At 41.6% G+C, this 19357-nt stretch carries 16 protein-coding genes; 9 read left to right on the top strand and 7 right to left on the bottom strand.

The features are described from left to right. From HWQ36_RS07050 to HWQ36_RS07040, 3 genes are all read left to right on the top strand, one after another. Nucleotides 1-1008, top strand: a complete 1008-nt coding sequence (locus tag HWQ36_RS07050; RefSeq protein ID WP_292699653.1) for a glycosyltransferase family 2 protein — start codon at nt 1-3, stop codon at nt 1006-1008. Between the two features lie 417 nt (nt 1009-1425). Continuing rightward, complete coding sequence (locus HWQ36_RS07045; RefSeq protein WP_292699650.1) at nt 1426-1623, top strand: hypothetical protein; 198 nt, start codon at nt 1426-1428, stop codon at nt 1621-1623. A 117-nt stretch (nt 1624-1740) separates the two neighbouring features. Next, nucleotides 1741-3321 carry a reverse transcriptase domain-containing protein gene (locus HWQ36_RS07040; RefSeq protein WP_292699647.1) on the top strand — a complete coding sequence of 527 codons (1581 nt, stop codon included), beginning with the start codon at nt 1741-1743 and terminating at the stop codon, nt 3319-3321. A 154-nt stretch (nt 3322-3475) separates the two neighbouring features. On the opposite strand, the gene HWQ36_RS07035 is transcribed toward HWQ36_RS07040, so the two are convergent. Further along, nucleotides 3476-4978 (bottom strand): ABC transporter permease subunit, encoded by a 1503-nt coding sequence (locus tag HWQ36_RS07035; protein ID WP_292699644.1) that lies wholly within the window; start codon nt 4976-4978, stop codon nt 3476-3478. A 78-nt stretch (nt 4979-5056) separates the two neighbouring features. Between HWQ36_RS07035 and HWQ36_RS07030 the strand changes: the two genes are divergently transcribed. Further along, a complete protein-coding gene (locus tag HWQ36_RS07030; RefSeq protein WP_292699641.1) occupies nt 5057-5821 on the top strand; it encodes an amino acid ABC transporter ATP-binding protein in 765 nt (254 codons plus the stop codon). 169 nt (nt 5822-5990) lie between these two features. Here HWQ36_RS07030 and HWQ36_RS07025 read toward each other — a convergent pair whose 3' ends face one another. Together HWQ36_RS07025 and lipB are read right to left on the bottom strand one after the other, a co-directional pair. Continuing rightward, complete coding sequence (locus tag HWQ36_RS07025) at nt 5991-6191, bottom strand: hypothetical protein (RefSeq protein WP_292699638.1); 201 nt, start codon at nt 6189-6191, stop codon at nt 5991-5993. A gap of 193 nt (nt 6192-6384) precedes the next feature. Beyond that, nucleotides 6385-7089, bottom strand: a complete 705-nt coding sequence (lipB, locus tag HWQ36_RS07020; RefSeq protein ID WP_292699636.1) for a lipoyl(octanoyl) transferase LipB — start codon at nt 7087-7089, stop codon at nt 6385-6387. 616 nt (nt 7090-7705) lie between these two features. Between lipB and raiA the strand changes: the two genes are divergently transcribed. After that, nucleotides 7706-8350 carry a ribosome-associated translation inhibitor RaiA gene (raiA, locus tag HWQ36_RS07015; RefSeq protein ID WP_292699633.1) on the top strand — a complete coding sequence of 215 codons (645 nt, stop codon included), beginning with the start codon at nt 7706-7708 and terminating at the stop codon, nt 8348-8350. Between the two features lie 141 nt (nt 8351-8491). Here the strand turns inward: raiA and HWQ36_RS07010 are convergent, their stop codons facing one another. Beyond that, on the bottom strand, nt 8492-8950 hold the full coding sequence (locus HWQ36_RS07010) for a peroxiredoxin (RefSeq protein ID WP_292699630.1): 459 nt from the start codon (nt 8948-8950) through the stop codon (nt 8492-8494). Nucleotides 8951-9068: 118 nt separating this feature from the next. Here HWQ36_RS07010 and HWQ36_RS07005 point away from each other — a divergent pair, with 118 nt between their 5' ends. Both HWQ36_RS07005 and HWQ36_RS07000 read left to right on the top strand, forming a co-directional pair. Beyond that, nucleotides 9069-10196, top strand: a complete 1128-nt coding sequence (locus HWQ36_RS07005) for an acyltransferase family protein (protein WP_292699627.1) — start codon at nt 9069-9071, stop codon at nt 10194-10196. A gap of 551 nt (nt 10197-10747) precedes the next feature. Beyond that, on the top strand, nt 10748-11452 hold the full coding sequence (locus tag HWQ36_RS07000) for a CAP domain-containing protein (RefSeq protein WP_292699624.1): 705 nt from the start codon (nt 10748-10750) through the stop codon (nt 11450-11452). A gap of 291 nt (nt 11453-11743) precedes the next feature. Here HWQ36_RS07000 and HWQ36_RS06995 read toward each other — a convergent pair whose 3' ends face one another. Continuing rightward, nucleotides 11744-12310, bottom strand: a complete 567-nt coding sequence (locus HWQ36_RS06995) for a PadR family transcriptional regulator (RefSeq protein WP_292699621.1) — start codon at nt 12308-12310, stop codon at nt 11744-11746. Nucleotides 12311-12902: 592 nt separating this feature from the next. On the opposite strand from HWQ36_RS06995, the gene HWQ36_RS06990 reads away from it, so the two are divergent. Next, nucleotides 12903-13316: a hypothetical protein gene (locus HWQ36_RS06990; RefSeq protein ID WP_292699619.1), complete on the top strand. Its 414-nt coding sequence runs from the start codon at nt 12903-12905 to the stop codon at nt 13314-13316. Between the two features lie 149 nt (nt 13317-13465). Here HWQ36_RS06990 and HWQ36_RS06985 read toward each other — a convergent pair whose 3' ends face one another. Beyond that, nucleotides 13466-15577 carry a M3 family metallopeptidase gene (locus HWQ36_RS06985; RefSeq protein WP_292699616.1) on the bottom strand — a complete coding sequence of 704 codons (2112 nt, stop codon included), beginning with the start codon at nt 15575-15577 and terminating at the stop codon, nt 13466-13468. A 578-nt stretch (nt 15578-16155) separates the two neighbouring features. Between HWQ36_RS06985 and HWQ36_RS06980 the strand changes: the two genes are divergently transcribed. Continuing rightward, on the top strand, nt 16156-17112 hold the full coding sequence (locus tag HWQ36_RS06980; RefSeq protein ID WP_292699614.1) for a hypothetical protein: 957 nt from the start codon (nt 16156-16158) through the stop codon (nt 17110-17112). Between the two features lie 399 nt (nt 17113-17511). On the opposite strand, the gene HWQ36_RS06975 is transcribed toward HWQ36_RS06980, so the two are convergent. Continuing rightward, nucleotides 17512-19332, bottom strand: a complete 1821-nt coding sequence (locus HWQ36_RS06975) for an ABC transporter ATP-binding protein (RefSeq protein WP_292699611.1) — start codon at nt 19330-19332, stop codon at nt 17512-17514. Nucleotides 19333-19357: the final 25 nt, after the last annotated feature.

Raw genomic sequence — 19357 nt, 5'->3', positions numbered from 1 at the left:
ATGGATATTCCTGAAGTTACAGTAATTATGCCTGCATATAATACAGAAGCTTATATTTCCCAGGCAATAGAGTCAGTTTTAGGGCAAACTCTTAAGAACCTTGAACTTATTGTCGTTGATGATGCCTCAACTGATAAAACTTTAGCAATAGCTCAAAATTTTACTGATGATCGTCTCAAAATTATAGCTAGTCCAAAAAATCTTGGGCCTTCAGGGGCACGTAATCTTGCCATCAAGGAGGCTAAGGGCAAATGGATTGCTATTCTCGACTCTGACGACTGGTATCTTCCCGAAAGATTAGAAAAACTTTTGCAGGTGGCAGATGCAGAAAATGCAGACATGGTTGCAGATGATTTGTATTACATCAAAGATGGTGATAAAACGCCTTGGAATACTTTAATTGCTCAGAGTAGAGAGCAGATTGACACAATCAAAGAAATTGATTCTGTATATTATGTAGAAACTGATTTACCGGGACGAGGAGGCTTGACTGTTGGTTTAACAAAGCCTGTAATTAAACGCGAATTCCTTGTAAAAAATAACATTGAATATGATGAAAGCATTCGACTAAGTGAAGATTTTTGGTTTTATCTCAAATGCCTAGCGTATAAAGCTCGCTTTATATTTGTACCAACCCCTTACTATTTTTATCGATCCCGTCTAGGTTCTTTAGTGGCTAGTACAAACAAAGTAAAACGTCTCGAAGAAACTTGTAATATCAGTAAACATTTCTTAGAGCAAGATTTTATAAAAACGAACCCCCAGTTATTCAAAGCTTTGTCTAGACGTTTAGCTTTGCTTGAGAAAACTAGACCCTATTTTCGTGTTTTAGATGCTATTAAAAGTAAAAGCTTTTCAAGGACTTTAGTCGAGATGGCAAATAATCCATATTTTTTTGTACATCTTGCCAAACAATCACCCCAAATTATTTCGCGTAGGATTAATTACTTTTCAAGTAAATATTTCTCAAAGTATAGTAGCGTCGATAAACATCTAAGTAAGGACTAAATTTTTCATTTTGCAAAAAAGAGAGGTAGTTCTTGCTTAGTTTAGGTAAGAAATTTATCGTACATCCTTAAGGGGAATAAATGGTTGCCGTCGGCAATCATTTATTCTCCTTCTATAATAATTATTTTCTTATGGAATAATTTATTTTTTGAAAGCACCTTAAAAGAAGGTGCGATTCGTTGATTAGTGAATCACGGTAATCAGTCCGTAAATAACTAATCCAGCCTGACAGCAGATTACTGTCATTAAAAGGCTGAACTCTCGGTTAGATGTAGGTGAAAGCCCTACCATTCAGACTCAGAATTGACTCCTTACCTGCCCACACCGAACAAGCTCGTTTCTTGTAGAGTGAAGCTCTTAACTGGGCGCAATCAGACAGCCGTTGCGGGTTGACACTGGCGCTAACAGGGAGTTCCCATGATGAAACAGAGCCTAGAGAAGCAACTCAGAATGAAGCAGGGCGCAACAGCCATAACCCCTGACCTCACTGGAGACAATTCCCGCCGAATCCTTCTTCTTAATATCGGTAAGAGTCTAGGGAATCTAGTAGTTGAATTGGCTACATCTAACGGAACAATCAATCCAACCGAGGGAACGAATAAAAACGATTTGTGAGTCTTGGGGCAGTCGAACCCCAGGTAGGTAAGACGGGATACGGAACTCTCACAAGTCGGGTAGGACGCAACGTAATTGTTGCGAGGTGTTCAGAATACACAAACCAGAGAAGAGAAAATGATTAGACACAGTTACAAAACTAGTGAATCTTGGAGAGCTTTACCGTGGAAGAAATTCCGCCGAAATCTTTTCCGCCTTCAGAAGCGCGTGTACAAAGCTGTTCAAGTTGGAAACAAGCGGAAAGCTCGGTTACTCCAAAAGCTTATTCTAAAATCTACCTCGGCTCGATTTCTTGCAATTAGACAAGTATCTCAGCTAAACGCTGGTAAAAAGACGGCTGGTATTGATAGGAAAAAATCCCTCTCATTTGAAGAACGCTTCAGCCTTGAAGAACTACTAAGAGTGAATAGTGGAAATTGGAAACATCAAGGGCTAAGAGAAATCCCTATCCCCAAAAAGGACGGGACTATCAGAATGCTCAAGATACCAACCATCTCGGATAGAGCTTGGCAATGCCTAGCAAAATACGCACTTGAACCAGCACATGAAGCCACTTTCCATGCCAGGAGTTACGGGTTTAGAACTGGGCGCTCTGCCCATGATGCACAACAGTACATCTTTAATAACCTAAAATCCCAAACCAATGGAATAGAAAAACGAGTCATTGAACTCGATATCGAAAAGTGCAACGACCTGATTAACCACTCAGCAATAATGGACGAACTCATCGCCCCCAAAGGTTTAAAACTCGGTATTTTCCGATGCCTCAAGGCAGGAGTCAACCCAGAATTCCCCGAACAGGGTACCCCTCAAGGGGGAGTGGTCAGCCCATTACTAGCAAATATTGCACTCAACGGGATTGAGAGTATACACAGATACCATTACAACTACAAACTAGGTAGTAAGGTACACGAGAAGACTTTAAATAAGTCAATCATAGAACCATCAATCCGATACGCGGATGACATGGTTATTATACTCCGACCCGAAGATGATGCAACAGAGATACTTGAAAGAATCAGCGAGTTCCTCCGCAAACGCGGAATGAATGTAAGCCAAAAGAAAACCAAAGTTACCGCCGCGACAGACGGGTTTGATTTCCTCGGCTGGAACTTCAAAGTTCAGAGCAATGGAAAGTTTAGAAGTACTCCCTCAGTGGATAACTTTAAAGCTTTTCGTAAGAAAGTAAAACACATCGTCAACAACTCGAATTATGGTTCTATTGTAAAGGCTGAAAAGCTAGCACCAATAGTTAGAGGATGGAGAAATTACCACAAGTTCTGTAAGATGGACGGGTCTAGAAACTCGTTATACCACATCCAAAAAAGAGCCTATACGGTATTTAACAAGGAAACCAAACAGAATAGCCACTCTAGCAAGAAATTACTAGACAAAGCATTTCCGGCTGTTCCTTACTCCGAAAATAAACACGTCATGGTTCAAGGAACTAAATCCCCCTATGACGGAGATACAGCCTACTGGAGCGAACGTAACAGTAAACTCTATAATGGCGAAACCTCTAAAGCTCTTAATAAGCAAAACCATAAATGTGCTTCCTGCGGCTTAAAATTCATCGATGAGGAAAAGATTCATCTGCACCACATCGACAGAAATCACGCCAACTGGAAAAAGAATAATCTAGTGGCATTACATGAGTCATGTCACGATTATACCCACATAAGCAAAAGCGCAAGCTGAGAACATCGGAAGCTGGGTGCGGCGAAAGTTGCACGCCCAGATTTAACTGAGAGGTGCGGGGAATAATATCCCCCATCGACTCAAACAATGAGTTGCATCACAAGATTTTAATCCTTCTAACCTTCCTTAAAAAGGAGACAGCAACTTCTCAAAGTCACCTGTGCCGTTTAACTGGATTCATCCACACTTCTAAGTGACTAAATGCCTGTGAAAAAAGTAAGGTTAAACATAAATAAACCATCGCAACACCTGCGTAAATCTCAAAGGCGCGATAGTTGTCAGCAACAATTAACTGTCCTTTACGTAGTAATTCTTCCAACCCAATTACAGAAACTAAACTAGTATCTTTTAATAAACTGATAAAGTCATTACCCAAAGGTGGAATCATCCGCCGAAAAGCTTGGGGAAAAATGACATAACTCATCGTTTGTATAGAACTTAAACCTAATGATTGTGCTGCTTCTGCTTGTCCTGTTTCAATCGATTGAATCCCTGCACGCACAACTTCGGCGGTGTAGGCGGCGTTATTTAAACTTAAGGCAATTACTCCAGCAGTTAAACGATCAAAAGTAAATGTAAACCCAAGTTCTTGCGAAATTGCTGGTAAACCAAAGTAAATCATAAAAATTTGCACCAATAAAGGTGTTCCCCGAAAAAAATCTACATAGGCTCTCGCTATCCAACGCACAGGTGCGATCCGAGAAAGTCGGACAATACCAATTAGGGAACCTCCAATTAAACCAAAAACTACAGAAATTATCGTTAATTGTAACGTTACCAATGCTCCCTGCAATAAAGTCGGCAAAGCCTGCAAAATCACGGCAATTGAGGTAAATATTTTAGGTGCGCCAGTACTATTCTGGTTCTCAAATGGTGATTTAGCTGGTAGTGATGGCGGTTCGATTTTAAACCATTTTTGGTAAATCTGGGAATAAGTGCCATTTTTAAACACTCTCTCCAAACCATTATTTATTAATGCCAAGTTCGGCGAATTTTTAGCTGTAGCAATACCATAAAACTCTTCCGTCAGCAATTGCTGCACTATTTTTATTCCCTGAAGATTGCCCGTATTAATAGCATATAAAGTCACTGGTGCATCATTGATTACTGCATCCACATTACCATTGTCCAATTCTTGTAGGGCTACAGGTGCTGAATCAAAACTACGAAGTTGAACTCCAGGAATACTCTTAGCTTTTGCTGCTCCAGTTGTACCAATTTGGACTGCAATTTTTTTATTTTTGAGACTGTCAAAGCCAGTAATATTTTGATCGTCTGCACGGATTGCGATCGCTAACCCAGCTTTAAAATAAGGACGGGAAAAAGAAATTGTCTTCGCCCTCTCTTCTGTAATTGTGATCGAACTAATCGCCGCATCTACCGTTTTGGCTGCCAAAGCCGGTATCATACCATCAAAAGGCATACTCTGAAAATCTACTTTAAAGTTAGCTGCAACTGCGATCGCATTCATTAAATCAATGGAAAAACCCTGTAACTCACCACCTTGTTTTTTAAACTCAAAAGGTGGAAACGCCGGTTCTGTAGCAACCCGCAAAGTTTTCCCCGTACTAGAGTTCACAGCACAGCCAGCCAATAACAAACAACTAAAACTAACAACCACACACCAGCGCAGCCAACCAAAACCAAATTTAGCCATATTATTTTCTCTTCCCTCTGCGCTCTTAGTGGTTGCTTAAAACCTTACAATCAACTGTAGAGCAGCTTGACATAAGTAATGAACAATACCATCCCCGCGATTATTTTTGACAATATCGAAAAAAACTTTGGTTCCCTAAAAGTCCTCAAAGGAATCACAGGCGAAATCAACCGGGGAGAAGTTGTTGCAGTTATCGGTTCTTCCGGCTGTGGTAAAAGTACTCTACTACGCTGCTTTAATCGCCTAGAAACCATTGACAGAGGGCGTTTAATAATCAACGGTATCAACTTATCCCGGCCCAGTGTCAACTATAGTCAACTGCGGCAATTACGGACGCAAGTAGGTATGGTTTTTCAACAGTTTAACCTGTTTCCTCATCTCAGCGTCTTGGAAAATATGACACTCGCACCGCGTCAAGTTTTGGGTAAAACACCGAAAGAAAGCGCTCAACTAGCGAGATTATATTTAGAAAAAGTTGGCTTACATGACAAAGCCTCTGCTTATCCCGAACAACTTTCTGGCGGACAAAAGCAACGAGTAGCGATCGCCCGTAGCTTATGTATGAATCCCCAAATCATGCTATTTGACGAACCCACCAGCGCCCTAGATCCCGAACTTGTCGGCGAAGTTTTGCAAGTGATGCAACAATTGGCAGCAGAGGGGATGACAATGGTGGTTGTCACCCATGAAATGCAATTTGCAAAAGAAGTAGCCCATCAGGTGATATTTTTAGACAAAGGTATCGTGACAGAAAAAGGTTCAGCTTATGAAGTACTGACCAATCCTCAAAGCGATCGCCTGCGTATTTTCCTCAGTCGGCTTCAAGTAATTCGTAATTCGTAATTCGTAATTCGTAATTGGGAATTGGGCATGGGGCATTGGGCATGGGGCATGAAGAAGAGACGAGGGAGACAAGGAAGAGACTATTCAATAATTCCCCCTTGTCCCCCTCATCTCCCTCATCTCCCTCATCTCCCTCATCCCCTACTCCCTACTCCCCATTCCCAACTATTCAAAGATATTCGCGCAAGAACTCAAAAGGATCATCCTCCCAACAAGGTTCAGGTATCAGCCAAAGCAAACTACCACTGATGTCCGCTTCAATTTCATCACCATCGTCTCTATCAAATAGTTCTATCAAAGCTGTCCAATCACGTTCTCTCAAAGACGTTAACGATGGGGCATATACCTGGAAATTATTTGAGTATTTCACGCGCAAAGTTGTGCTTGACAGCCGTAAAAATTTAGTATAGAAATTTGTAAATAATCAGATTTTAGGTTTGACAACCGTAGTTAAATAGTTATTTTGATACTATTTATATATAGGCTACTCTCATCAGTGTCTCATAATTTAAATAGGACTGCTATAGTATTTATTACATAATTAGACGCTGAATTTACTCAGACTAGAAAAAGTCTTGAGGCCGTGATTCGACTAATTCCACTTCAAATACTTCAGCAAAGCACTGTGCTACATAAAAACGGACTTCTTGGCAAGTAATACCCGGAATCCATTCGGCTAAACTGCCTACAGGTTTATCAGAAATACCGCAGGGTACAATGCGCTCAAAGCCTTTCATATCTGGACAAACATTTAATGCAAAGCCGTGCATGGTAATCCAACGACTGACTTTAATTCCAATAGCCGCAACTTTTCGCCCTTGTAACCAAACACCAGTAAAAGCCGGAATTCTTTCTCCCTGCAACCCATAAACTGCCAATACGCGAATAATTACTTCTTCGAGTTGGCGTAAGTACCAATGCAGGTCTTTACGATAACGTTGCAGATTTAAAATTGGATACCCCACTAGTTGACCGGGACAATGGTAAGTAACTTCGCCGCCTCGTTCAACTCGATGCACTTCATATTGACTGTTTACCCTGAGCGAAGCCGAAGGGTCAATATCAAATTTAAGAAAATCTGAGTTGCTTCCTTGCCCCAGAGTGTAAACGGGTGGATGTTCTAGCAAAATTAACACGTCATCTAGACTAGGGTCATGGATGCGCTCATTGAGGAGCGATCGCTGCCATCCATGAGCATCTACGTAAGGCATTAATCCTTGGTTATACAGCAAACAATGGTTGTTGTGTGGTTTATCACTACGGATCATGCCAAAAATCAACTACTATTAGGAACAAAATATATTGCAATTTACAGGATTAGAGTCAAAAAGTGTCAAGATTTGCAAAGGATTTTAAAGGAAAGTCAAGGGAACAGGCATTAGAAAATACAAAGTGCTAGTTTGAATATACAACCTCAATAGGTTTTAGGAGGAATTCTCTGCAATAAGCATCAAGCCAAGACAATAAGAACGATGCACTGGCTGATGACTTTAATAATCTTGTTTGAAATGCAAACAAGATCGACTTCTACAAATACTCGTGTTGTTGATCAACAGTGAGTAAACCTTAACCGGACACAGAAGGAGCAACTATCAACAGTTCTGTAAGCGTTATTTTAATAGAGAAGACAGTTACGGGAGCTACTGCTCACATTTCCTCACCAAATAGTTCTATGTTGAAATCCAATTGGATATCAGCGCAGAGATGAGGAGGAAAATCAAGGGTATAATGAGTAAAAACTCAGATGCAGTAAGCTTAGAGATAGCTTACCAGCAGTAGATAAAAACAGTTCACAATTTGTTTTGGCGGGAGTAATAAACCTTACCGCAATTTCTTTTCATACAAAGCAAATTCACACATCAAATATTCAGTGGGAGAGTTTACATGAAGCTTGTCATCCACGGCAAAAATATTGAAATCACCGATGCGATTCGGGAATATGTACATCAAAAGATTGAAAAAGCAGCGAGTCACTTTCAGAGCATTACAAATGAAGTTGATGTGCATCTTAGCGTAGCCCGTAATCCTCGAATTAATCCTAGACAAGCAGCTGAAGTAACTATTTACGCTAATGGCAGCGTTATTCGTGCCGAGGAAAGTAGCGAGAATCTATATGCCAGCATTGATTTAGTTGCAGATAAAATTTCCCGTCAACTGCGGAAATATAAAGAACGTCGCCAAGACCAGAAAACTCATGCCCAACCAACAGAAGTAGTTGTTGCAGAGTCGGTAGTCCCAGATTTAATTGGCGATCGCACCCCCGAACTACCCAACGAAGTTGTCCGCACCAAATATTTTTCCATGCCACCGATGACCCTTGCAGAAGCCCTAGAACAACTGCAACTTGTGGGACACGACTTTTATATGTTCCGCAATTCTGAAACTGGAGAGATTAATGTAATTTACGAACGCAACCACGGCGGTTATGGTGTGATTCATCCCCGCAATGGTAACGGTCATACTAACGGCAAGAATGGCAAGTCAAGCCACAATAATATTGTCATGCCGGAAAAGTTGCACTCTAAATAGGGAGTAGGGAGTGGGGAGTAGAGAGTAGGGGAGATGAGGGAGACAAGGGGGACAAGGGGGAATTATTGAATAGTCTCTTCCTTGTCTCCCCCCTCTTCCTTGTCTCCCTTGTCTCTTCTTCATGCCCCATTCCCCATTCCCTCATTTCACAAGCTGTTGCAAAGTTTTTAGCGCTTCTTCAACATGACCTTTAAAGTTAAACATTGAATCAAATACGTATTGCACAACTCCCTGTTGGTCAATGACGTAAGTAACGCGACCAGGGAATAAGCCAAAGGCTGCTGTTGCGCCATATAGCTTCCGTACTTGGTCGCCTTTGTCAGTTAACAGGGTAAAAGGTAGATTATATTTCGCAGCAAATTTTTGGTGAGATTCGCTAGAGTCAGCACTCACGCCGACAACTTCAGCACCAGCGCTTTTAAACACTTCATACTGATCGCGAAAGGCGCAGGATTCAGCCGTACATCCGGGTGTGTCATCCTTGGGATAAAAATATAGGACAACAGCTTTTGTGCCGCGAAAATCTTGGAGGCTCACTGTTGAGCCGTTTTGAGCAGGTAGAGTGAAATTAGGAGCGGTATCTCCAACTTTGATTGGCATAACAAGTGGTGGTAATTATTTAACAAAATTTTACCTTGTATCCGAGTATATAAATTTTGCTTGATTAGCTGCATTAGGCGGGGTAGCTTAGATACTCATCAAAGAAAAAATTCTCCTTATGCGCCTGACTTCACTGGATGTTTTTCGCGGCATTACGATCGCTGCTATGATTCTCGTCAATATGGCGGGAGTCGCAGATGATGTATATCCTCCCTTAGCCCACGCCGATTGGCACGGTTGCACGCCAACTGATTTGGTATTCCCCTTCTTTCTCTTCATTGTTGGTGTAGCGATGACTTTCTCGCTGTCAAAGTACACCGAAGACAATAAACCAACCTCGGCTGTTTACTGGCGCATCTTACGCCGCGCCGCTATTCTTTTTGCCTTGGGATTGCTACTAAATGGCTTTTGGAATCAGGGTGTTTGGACTTTTGATTTAAGTAGTATCCGCATTATGGGAGTATTGCAACGTATTAGCATTACCTATCTGCTGGCTTCCTTGATAGTTCTCAACGTTCCGCGTAAAGGGCAATGGATACTTGCAGCAGTGATACTCATCGGCTACTGGTTAACAATGATGTATCTACCAGTGCCAGATTATGGCGCGGGAGTTCTAACACGAGAAGGTAATTTTGGCGCTTATATTGACCGGATGATTATTCCCAAAGCACACTTATATAAAGGTGATGGTTTCAAATTTATGGGAGATCCAGAGGGACTGTTCAGTACGATTCCTGCGATAGTAAGCGTCCTCGCTGGCTACTTTACTGGTCAATGGATACGTAGCCAACCTGTACAATCACGCACAAGCATCGGGTTAGGATTATTTGGAGTTGGCTGTTTAATTATCGGTTGGGCGTGGGGGTGGACATTTCCCATTAATAAAAAACTATGGACAAGTTCTTATGTAGTCTTTACTAGCGGTTGGGCGTTACTTTTGCTAGCGGCTTGTTATGAACTCATCGAAGTCCGGCGGAATCGTCGCTGGAGTAAACCTTTTGAAATTATGGGCTTAAATGCGATCGCACTTTTCGTGCCATCTGTTTTGTTGATTAAAATCTTAGTGAAAACCAACGTGGGCACTGGTAAAGACGCTCCCACTACCTACAATTGGATTTATCAGAATTTTTTCGCATCTTGGGCGGGAGTCTTAAATGGTTCTCTGTTGTTTGCCATAGTCACCGTGTTGTTGTGGTGGGCTGTTGGTGTGCTAATGTATCGGCAACGTTGGTTTCTCAAAGTTTAATATTATATCCAGTAAATCACACGTCATTAGTTAATTGCGAGTGAAATTAGCGATCGCCTACGGCGGGTGCTTGCGCCATCGCAAGGTTTTTTCGGGCTTGTTTGCCTACACTGAGAACGAGCGATCGCAATGACAGTTATTTAAGCGGACACAATATAAAATCTGCGTTTTTCTGTCAAACGCAAATATGCAAAGTTTTTATTTGCGTTATATTTTTTATTAGCCAATTTTCTTAATTATTAGACTTAAAAACAGACGTAATAAAGTAAAAATATTTTTTGTGGTTTACGTTTGTGTGTTAGCTAGGTTACAACAGGTATTAAGTAATCCTTTTTTAACACTCAAGGAACAAAGACGATCGCAGCGTTATCTATAACTCTTGATAAACTCCTTTTCGTTCTTTTTAGGGAACTGATAGAAATTCTGATGTCTGGCAACAAGCCGTTTCTAAAATTCCAAATAAAGAAGCGTCTAGAAACTTCTCTGTGTGTTGAAAATTATTATTTTTTCTAATTCACTAAATTAATCCATAAAAAATTGTGAGGTAATGAATGCATCGCATTAAACTTTGGGTACTTTTGCCAGTTACCCTAATATTCGGTTGCTCAAATCAACTGTTTCAATCTAGCCCATCTGTAGCAAACTCTAACCCAGCAGTAGTTCAATCAACCAGTCCAACTCTATTAGCAAAGGCGAGTTATCTTTCACCCCTAGAACAACAGGTAATTGTTGAAACCAATAAGATACGAACAAATCCCAAAGCATACCTTCCGATTCTGGAAAACTATAGAAAACGCTTTCAAGGGAACCGAGTCAAAATTTCTAATAATACCTATTTGCGAACTCAAGAAGGAGTCAAAGCAGTTGATGAAGCGATCGCATTTTTGAAATCTGCACGTCCTGTAGGAGCGTTGAGTGCCTCTAAAGGTATGTCTTTAGGAGCAAAAGACCATGTTAAAGACCAAGGGCCAAAAGGTGCTACAGGTCATGATGGTAGCGATGGTAGCAACCCCTTTACTCGCATCAACCGCTATGGTGCATGGCAAACAACCGCAGGCGAAAATATCAGTTATGGTCCAAACACTGCCCAAGATATCGTCATGCAATTAATTATTGATGATGGCGTGCGCGATCGCGGTCATAGAAAAAATATATTTAACGGCGCTTTTAAAGTATCTGGTGTTGCTTATGGAACTCACAAATCATATAGAACAATCTGCGTAATTGACTACGCTGGGGGTTATAGGGAAAAATAATTTGTAGATGAGGAAGAGACAGAGGGGCAGGGGGAAGGGTGCAGAGGAGAAAGATGTAATTTTGTATTCTCTCCCTTTTGCCCCCTGCCCCCTGCTCCCCTGCTTCTTCTCCATGCCCCATACTCCATCATGATTTTAGATTTTAGATTTTGGATTGTGGTAATCATTTTTAAAATTGGTATTAAGTAAGTCGGCACAATAAAACCGAACTGTGTTAAGAAAAGTAAACAAGGTTAAAACCCTTTCTCCCCATGCTCCCTGCCCCCTGCCTTATCCCAACGACAATTACATTTATAGAATCTGGTAATGTGATGGATATGGCTTTTGGTGAGTGATAACATTGAGCGCTATCTTCAACCAATCAATATAAGTCTGTTCTCTTCGGATCACCAACTCCAGCACCAGCCTCTGCATTACTTGCTCACGGTTGGCAGACTCATCACTAAGTGATGGCAAATCAATAATTTCGCATTCAGCAAGCTTTTTGCTTCGAGTCGCCATTTGTTGCTCTAGTAGGTGAATGATAGCTTCATTCGACAACTGATCTGCAAAATGTAACTGGATAAGCAAAGGTTCTCGTACAGTTGGTAACGGCTGATAAGTCTCAAGCCATTGAGCAAATTCGGCTTTCCCTGGCTCCGTCACACTGTAAACTTTGCGGTTGGGGCGATCGTGCTGAATCTCAATCGTACAGGTAATCCAGCCTTGCTCAACTAGCTTATCGAGAGTTCTGTAAATTTGTGCCTGGTCTGCTGGCCATAAATGAGCAATACATTGATCAAAGCAGCTCGTTTTGAGGTCGTAGCCCGTCATTTCTTGCTGCTGAAGAAGACCTAGAATTACGTATGCTAGGGACATTAGGACTGTTTTTCCATAATTGACATTTTCTCGATAGGTTCTATAACTATGTACTTACTTATAAGTTTATGCTAATATAAGATTAATCCAATATAAGATATAACGGCTATAAAAAGATATGTTGATTGTAATGCGTCTTAACAAAAAAACCGAATACATGAATTGAGGTTGGGCAGATGGTTAGGGACTGACAAAAAATAAATTATCCATCTTGTGGGGTGGGCATCCTGCCCGCCCTGAATATTGGACGGGTGTTAGCGTAGCGGCACGTAGTGCGGACACCTATCCCACAAGAAAATTTGGGATGTTTTTTTATTTGTCAGTCTCTTAATGATGCTGTTGGTACAAGACAGTGAGGAAGTGGCGATGTATGTTGAGTGTCGCTTTCGTACCTCTACGGCGATATTACTGCGTAGAGTGTCTTATTAGCGCAGCCTCTCGTAGAGAAGAGAAACTTGGAGCGGCAAGGGTCTACACATCGCTACGGTATCACTCAACAAGTTTGTTCGCTACAGTCTATACGTGATAAATACTGACGCAACAATAATTATTTAAGCCATTGAAGACTATTGTAACGAGAGGATGAGTAACATTGACTTCTAACACACTTTCACAAAGAATACGTCAACATCAATATCTGCGTGATTTACGAAACAAATTACTCCACCTTCATAAGACGTTGTTGGAAACAGAACGCATTGCCTACGAACAGGTTAGTGGACGAGTATCAAGCGGAGAATTACTTCAGCTAGTTATCGCTCATGAACAATTTGCTTGGCTACATCGCATTTCTGAGGTAGTTGTGCAAGTTGATCAAATGCTCGAAGCAGATGAACCGATATCTTTGGACGATTTTGAAAAGTTGATTGCTGATGTCCGCACGCTGATTGTACCGTTAGAGACGGGCAATACCTTCGAGAGAAAGTATTACAATGCTCTCCAGCGTGAACCATCTGCTGTGTTGGCACATGCGGAAATATCAAAATTTCTCATGTCTAAAGTTTAAGTCTTTCCCTGTCACTTCGACAGGGCAAGACTTGGGATAAAATGCCCTGGTATCAGATAACAAGCTTTGCGATCGCAAAATGCTGCTAGATAACAAAGATTTGACGCGAGTAGGGACGTTGCATTGCAACATCCCTACAGAGGTATTATTTAGTTTACAGCAGCACTGACTAAACCATTGTGCCTGAGCAAAGCGATCGTACTTGGTTCACGACCCCGGAAAGTTTTAAACACCTCCATTGGATGCTGACCACCACCAAGTGCCAGTACCGTATCCCGATAACGCCGACCTGTAGCTTTTATAGCCTCTTCATCTTCTAGCCCAGCTTCTTCAAAAGCGGCAAAAGCATCAGCACTCAGTACCTCGGCCCACTTGTAACTGTAGTAACCCGCAGCATAACCACCCTCAAAAATATGTCCAAAAGCACATAAAATTGAATCTTCTGGAAGTGGTGGTAAAACGGTAGTAGTCTTGGCTATCCGATGACGCACATCTGAGGGAGTTTCATTACTACCAGGGTGATAGCGGTAGTGTAGTTCTAAATCAAGACTACTCAGGTGAATCTGCCGCAACGTAGCAGTACCACTCATATAATTACGCGCCGCTAGCAGCTTTTGATAATAATGCTCTGGTAGGGCTTCACCAGTTTCATAATGCTTCGCCATACCAAACAAAGTGGGTCGCTCATAGCACCAGTTTTCCATAAACTGACTAGGTAGTTCCACTGCATCCCACTCTACATTATTGATGCCTGCGGCTCCGGGATAATCAACCTTAGTAAGCAGATGGTGCAATCCATGACCAAACTCGTGGAACAAAGTCTCTACTTCATAGAAGGTCATCAAACTAGGTTTACCATCTACGGGAGGACTTTGATTACACACTAAATAAGCTACTGGTAAGCGGATGGCAGTGACACCATTTTCAATAATTTTGGCCCGATTGATGCACACATCCATCCAAGCACCACCGCGTTTTTCTGCTGGACGGCTATAGGGGTCTAAGTAGAAGTAGGCTATGGGAGAACCAGTTTCATCAGCAATTTGGAAATAACGCACATCCTCATGCCAGACTGGGGCTTGACCATTGGCAGAGGTGACAGTAACACCAAACAACCGCTTGACTAGTCCAAATAAGCCGTCTAACACTTGGGGAAGCGGGAAGTAGGGACGCAATTCTTCAGCAGTAAAGGCAAATTTTGCTTCTCGTTGACGTTCTGCCCAAAAGCTAATATCCCAGTGTTTTAAATCCTCAGCTTCTGCTGCTCCCTGTGCTGCTGCAAAAGCTTTGAGTTCTACCAAGTCTTTGACAGCAGCATCATAACTAGCACGCCGTAGTTCTTCTAACAGGGCGTTGACTGCCTCAACATTGGGAGCCATTTTACTAGCGAGACTCAATTGGGCAAAACTTTTAAAGCCTAATATATCTGCAAGTTCTTGGCGCAACTTCAAAATGCGCTTAATTAAGGGGTTGTTATCCAAATCGCCAGCAGAAGCGCGGGTGATATGAGCTTTGTAGAGCTTTTCCCGCAAATCTCGCCGGGTGCTGTGCTGCATGAAAGGGCCATAGCTGGGGAAGTCTAAAGTAATCCGCCAGGGGCCATTTTCTGGTGTAGCGTTGCTTTCGCCAGCTGCACGAGCAACTTGGGCTGCTAGACTTACTAAGCTTGGTGGTAAACCTTCAATTTCCGCTTGTGTTGTTAGGGTTAAGCTGAAGGCTTTCGTGGCATCAAGTACATGGTTAGAAAATTTGGTAGAAAGTTCTGCTAACTCCATTTGTATGGCGTTGAAACGCTCTCTTGCCTCTCCTTCTAAACCAACACCAGATAGTTCTGCATCTCGAATGGCGGCTTCTACAATGCGCTGTTGGGCTAATTCTAAAGTTGCCCAATTTTCACTGGTACGGAGTGCTTTAAAAGCATTGTAGATGGGTTGGCTTTGACCAAGCTTGTTGATAAATTGTACGACTAGTGGCTGTACGATTTCATGAGCTTCGCGCAGTTCCGGGCTATTTTTAACACCCATTAAATGATTCACCACCCCCCAACTCCAGGTAAGCCGTTCTGTCAGCTTTTCTAAGGGTTCTACTAAACCGCTCCAAGTAGGCTGTACACTAGCTTCTAAGGTGGCAAGCTGCTGGTCAAGTTCTGCCAACAGCTGATTGAAGGCTGGTACTACTCGTTCTGGTTTAATCTCTGCAAACAGAGGTAAGCCAACGCCTTGGAGTAAGGGATTTTCGGAAATAATGGTACTTGCACTCATGGTTTTGTGTGAACTGCGAACGAATAAAAATCAACAATGATTTTTATTTATATATATCTTCTAATGTAGCGATCGCTGTACGAAATAGTCTTGCCATTCTGACAAAAAGGCAAAAAAAGCGAGAATTAGTCACAAATTTATCCTGATATCGCTATTTTGTTTCGTTTATGAACAATATCGCAGGTGGAAAGGTTGAAGCAACTAGTTGTGTAGAGGCGTTGGAGTTGGCGTAGGCTGATTACAGAGAAGCGGCTTGTCGTTAGACATCCCTTGGTGTTGATCCTGATACTATTTAGCTAACTTAACTTGAGTTCATGCGATCGCTAAAAGACATGATAATGTACTATGTCAAACAGGTAGCTCGTCCGCCAGCATAGGCGTTAACCCAAAAGCGCGGTTTACGTTCAAGAATCCCACATTTTTAAGGCGTGGGAGTGTTAAATTAACTAAGCGCCATCGAGCATCCTTACCGAACCGAGAAGGGAGGCTCGACTTTTGTGATTTTATTTGGCAACTCATCTTTTTACTCGTAAAATCGAAGACAAGATCAAGGTCAGTAGAAAAGAGTCCCTAAATTAATGAATACGTTAATCAGTCAGGGTGGAAGAGTTATCACCAAACCTCAGATGGTAGACCGGATAAACGATATCGGTTGGCAAGCTCACCAAGGGAGCGTTGCTGCGATTATTCAGTTATTAAATGAAAAGCTAGCCAAATCTGGTGTCAGAACTAGAGCCATTTTTTCTGATGGTGTCTTACAACTTCTGTGCGAGGCGGCTAGGATAGAGCAACTTGAGCAATCTCCCCTCGTAGAACAAATCCAGCAAATTCTTGAGTCTATCGCCCCGCGTCACATTCGCCGAGTCAATATCAACAGTAGAATTGTTCGAGAACAACAATTACTGTGGTTAAAAGAAATAGATAGCGATCGTGACAACCAATTACTTTGGTCACATGAAATTGCCTTAATTCAGCCTAATATTGTAAAGCAACTAATTAAAGATTTCACAGACGCTCAAGCTGAACTAGGAAAACCAAATTTTCCTAAAACTCCAGTCTCTCGTCCTTTGGTACTTATTAACACAGAAAAACACAAAAACCAACCTAAAACAAAGATATTAGCAGCAGTTGGTTTATGCTCACTGTTGTTGCTTAGTTGGATTGTTTATGCCCAGTTAGGTAATAAATTGAAAAACTTAATGCAACCACAAACTTCCAAATCTTTAACTACAGAAAATACTAACGAAAGGAAACCCCAAATACCATTTCGTCTTCCTAACAATAGCTTTGATGAGCCATCTGATAACCCATTTGCAACATCTGTGCGAATTGCAAATCAAGCTTCTACATCTGGTAAAACAGCCACAACCTCAACTCAATGGCTAGAGATTGCTGCTAAGTGGCAACGAGCTTCAGATTTAATGAGTACAGTTCCAAAAAACCACAGCCGTTATCAGGAAGCTAAAATTCGGACTCAACTATATAAGAAATATAGTGAGGCGGCGCAGAAAGAAGCCGATAAGAGTAAATCTTAATACAGTTTTGCGTGGAATCGTAGCGTTTTTAAACGCACTAGTAGCGCTTCGGGTAATTCGTAATTCGTAATTCGTAATTCGTAATTACCGTTGCGTAGGGATTTTAGACATTTCAAATGGTCTGTTTATTTCCGCCGTACTGTACTAGTAGCGCAAGGCGGAATTCAAAATTCAAAATTAATATAGCGTAAGCGTTTCATTGATTTTGAATGGGTGGTTTATTTACGCCGTGTTGTACTATGTAGCAAAGTAAGTGATTGAGTACAATTCAAAAAAATAGACCTTATTATTAATAAAGTCTATCTAAATAAAGCAGATTTATTGGTGGGTCAATCTAAGATTTAAAATCGTTCGACTTAGCGCTCTCTCCGAAGTCCAAAATCCAAAATATGTATGTTGTTAACTTAGGAGTTCTCCTGTTTCTTGCAGGGAGTGCAATCGGCGGTAAATGCCTTCTTGATGCAAGAGTTCATTATGGCTACCCACTTCTACAATCTTTCCTTGCTCCAGAACTACAATTTTATCTGCTTCCCGGACTGTGCTTAAACGGTGAGCAATCACAATAGTGGTGCAAGTACCTTGAATGGCTCGCATCGCTAGCTGAATTGAACGCTCAGATTCATAATCTAAGCTAGAAGTGGCTTCGTCAAAAATCAGCACATCTGGTTCCACTAGCAACGCCCTCGCAATTCCCAAGCGTTGTCTTTGTCCTCCAGATAACCTGACACCTCTTTCCCCTACGACGGTGTAATAACCTTGGGGTAAGTGCTGCACTACTTCATCGACTCTGGCAATTCTACAGGCTTCCTTAACCTGCTCTAAACTTGCATCCCGCCTGCCATAGGTGAGGTTATCCAATATGGTACCGTTGAAAACGTCTACTTCTTGGTGAACGATCGCTAGCCTTCGTCTATACTTACCCACATTCAAAGTGCTAATATCTTGACCATCAATCAAAATTTGACCTGATTGAGGTTCAAAATATCGCAATAGCAATTTCACTAAAGTAGACTTACCAGAACCGGAACGCCCCACTAATGCCACCGTTTGGTATGGCTCAATCAACAAGTTAATATCTTGCAAAACTTGACGGTTGGCATCATATCCAAAACTGACGTGCGACAACTCAACTTTTCCAGTAAATTTATAAGGTGATTCTGTTTGGTTGCTCTCTTCTAAAAGACTAGCTGAATCAGGTGCAGTTGGCTCTTGGAGAAATTCGTGAAACCGTAGCATGGAAGAATAACGACGGGCAAAAACTTCTGCCAAAGTGCCAATAGGTTCTAATTCAGCATAAGCCATGCTAGAAAGAGTTAAGGTCATAACAAAATGACCAAGAGAAATTTTACCGTCTACTGTTGCTGCTAAAGTCAAACCCAGGATAGCAAACACGCAAAACTGAATTACAGTCCTTTGCCAAGTAGCCAGTTTCACATAACCTTTGTGAACGCGATACTCAACCACCATTAATTCACGATCCAAACGTAGCTTTTGCCGTTTCAGTTCGTTAGCTTCTGTAGCAAATGCTTTCACCGTTTTGATGTTAGTGATCAGTTCAGAATTGCGGCTTTCCGTATCTTCTGCATATTTATCTAGAATAGTTTCGTGCCAAATCAACCGTTGCAAATCCCTCAAACCTAAGCTAAGAATAAGTACAAAGGAAATCAGATACAAAATTGCAATTCGCCACTCAATCACCAAGATAAACACGAAAATTCCTAGTACACGAGCTAATCTAGGAATCAACTGTCCGGCAACTTCGGGGTACGTAAAAGTGTGGTTAGAAATACCTCTAGCTATTCTTCCAGCAATACGTCCGGGGTTATTTTCATCATAAAATTCTAGTGGAAGAGTGAGAATTTTTTCTATGGCTATTTGGGCTTTCTGGCGACGCAACCTTAAAGATATATCCCAATGAAACCAATGGGTTAACCAAGGTTGTGTTGGCGCTCTCACTACGGTGACAACGAAAACTAAACCCAGTAATACACCCAAAGATAGAGTTTTAGTAACTGGATAATTGGTGATGTCAGCAAAAGTTGCGATCGCATTTTGAAGTGGTTTATCCAAAGGTTGATTAGACAAAACGTTTAAAATCTGCCCAATCGCATAAGGAACAACCAAATCAATAATTTCGTAAACGCTAGATGCTGTAATACTGAAAAGACTCAGCTTCCAGTCAGAGCGAAAGTAATTGACAATATCTTGAAATTTGGCCATGATGCACACCGTCCAAGAGCGCGAT

This window comes from Nostoc sp. NMS2 (genome assembly GCF_017115105.1).
Lineage (GTDB): Bacteria > Cyanobacteriota > Cyanobacteriia > Cyanobacteriales > Nostocaceae > Nostoc.
This window is presented reverse-complemented; position numbering and strand designations above follow the sequence as displayed.

Excerpts from the sequence above, each read along its gene's own strand:
- HWQ36_RS07050 (WP_292699653.1), top strand. The coding sequence starts at position 1 with ATGGATATTCCTGAAGTTACAGTAATTATGCCTGCATATAATACAGAA.
- HWQ36_RS07045 (WP_292699650.1), top strand. The coding sequence starts at position 1,426 with ATGATGAAACAGAGCCTAGAGAAGCAACTCAGAATGAAGCAGGGCGCA.
- HWQ36_RS07040 (WP_292699647.1), top strand. The coding sequence starts at position 1,741 with ATGATTAGACACAGTTACAAAACTAGTGAATCTTGGAGAGCTTTACCG.
- HWQ36_RS07035 (WP_292699644.1), bottom strand. The coding sequence starts at position 4,978 with ATGGCTAAATTTGGTTTTGGTTGGCTGCGCTGGTGTGTGGTTGTTAGT.
- HWQ36_RS07030 (WP_292699641.1), top strand. The coding sequence starts at position 5,057 with ATGAACAATACCATCCCCGCGATTATTTTTGACAATATCGAAAAAAAC.
- lipB (WP_292699636.1), bottom strand. The coding sequence starts at position 7,089 with ATGATCCGTAGTGATAAACCACACAACAACCATTGTTTGCTGTATAAC.
- raiA (WP_292699633.1), top strand. The coding sequence starts at position 7,706 with ATGAAGCTTGTCATCCACGGCAAAAATATTGAAATCACCGATGCGATT.
- HWQ36_RS07010 (WP_292699630.1), bottom strand. The coding sequence starts at position 8,950 with ATGCCAATCAAAGTTGGAGATACCGCTCCTAATTTCACTCTACCTGCT.
- HWQ36_RS07005 (WP_292699627.1), top strand. The coding sequence starts at position 9,069 with ATGCGCCTGACTTCACTGGATGTTTTTCGCGGCATTACGATCGCTGCT.
- HWQ36_RS07000 (WP_292699624.1), top strand. The coding sequence starts at position 10,748 with ATGCATCGCATTAAACTTTGGGTACTTTTGCCAGTTACCCTAATATTC.
- HWQ36_RS06995 (WP_292699621.1), bottom strand. The coding sequence starts at position 12,310 with ATGTCCCTAGCATACGTAATTCTAGGTCTTCTTCAGCAGCAAGAAATG.
- HWQ36_RS06985 (WP_292699616.1), bottom strand. The coding sequence starts at position 15,577 with ATGAGTGCAAGTACCATTATTTCCGAAAATCCCTTACTCCAAGGCGTT.
- HWQ36_RS06980 (WP_292699614.1), top strand. The coding sequence starts at position 16,156 with ATGAATACGTTAATCAGTCAGGGTGGAAGAGTTATCACCAAACCTCAG.
- HWQ36_RS06975 (WP_292699611.1), bottom strand. The coding sequence starts at position 19,332 with ATGGCCAAATTTCAAGATATTGTCAATTACTTTCGCTCTGACTGGAAG.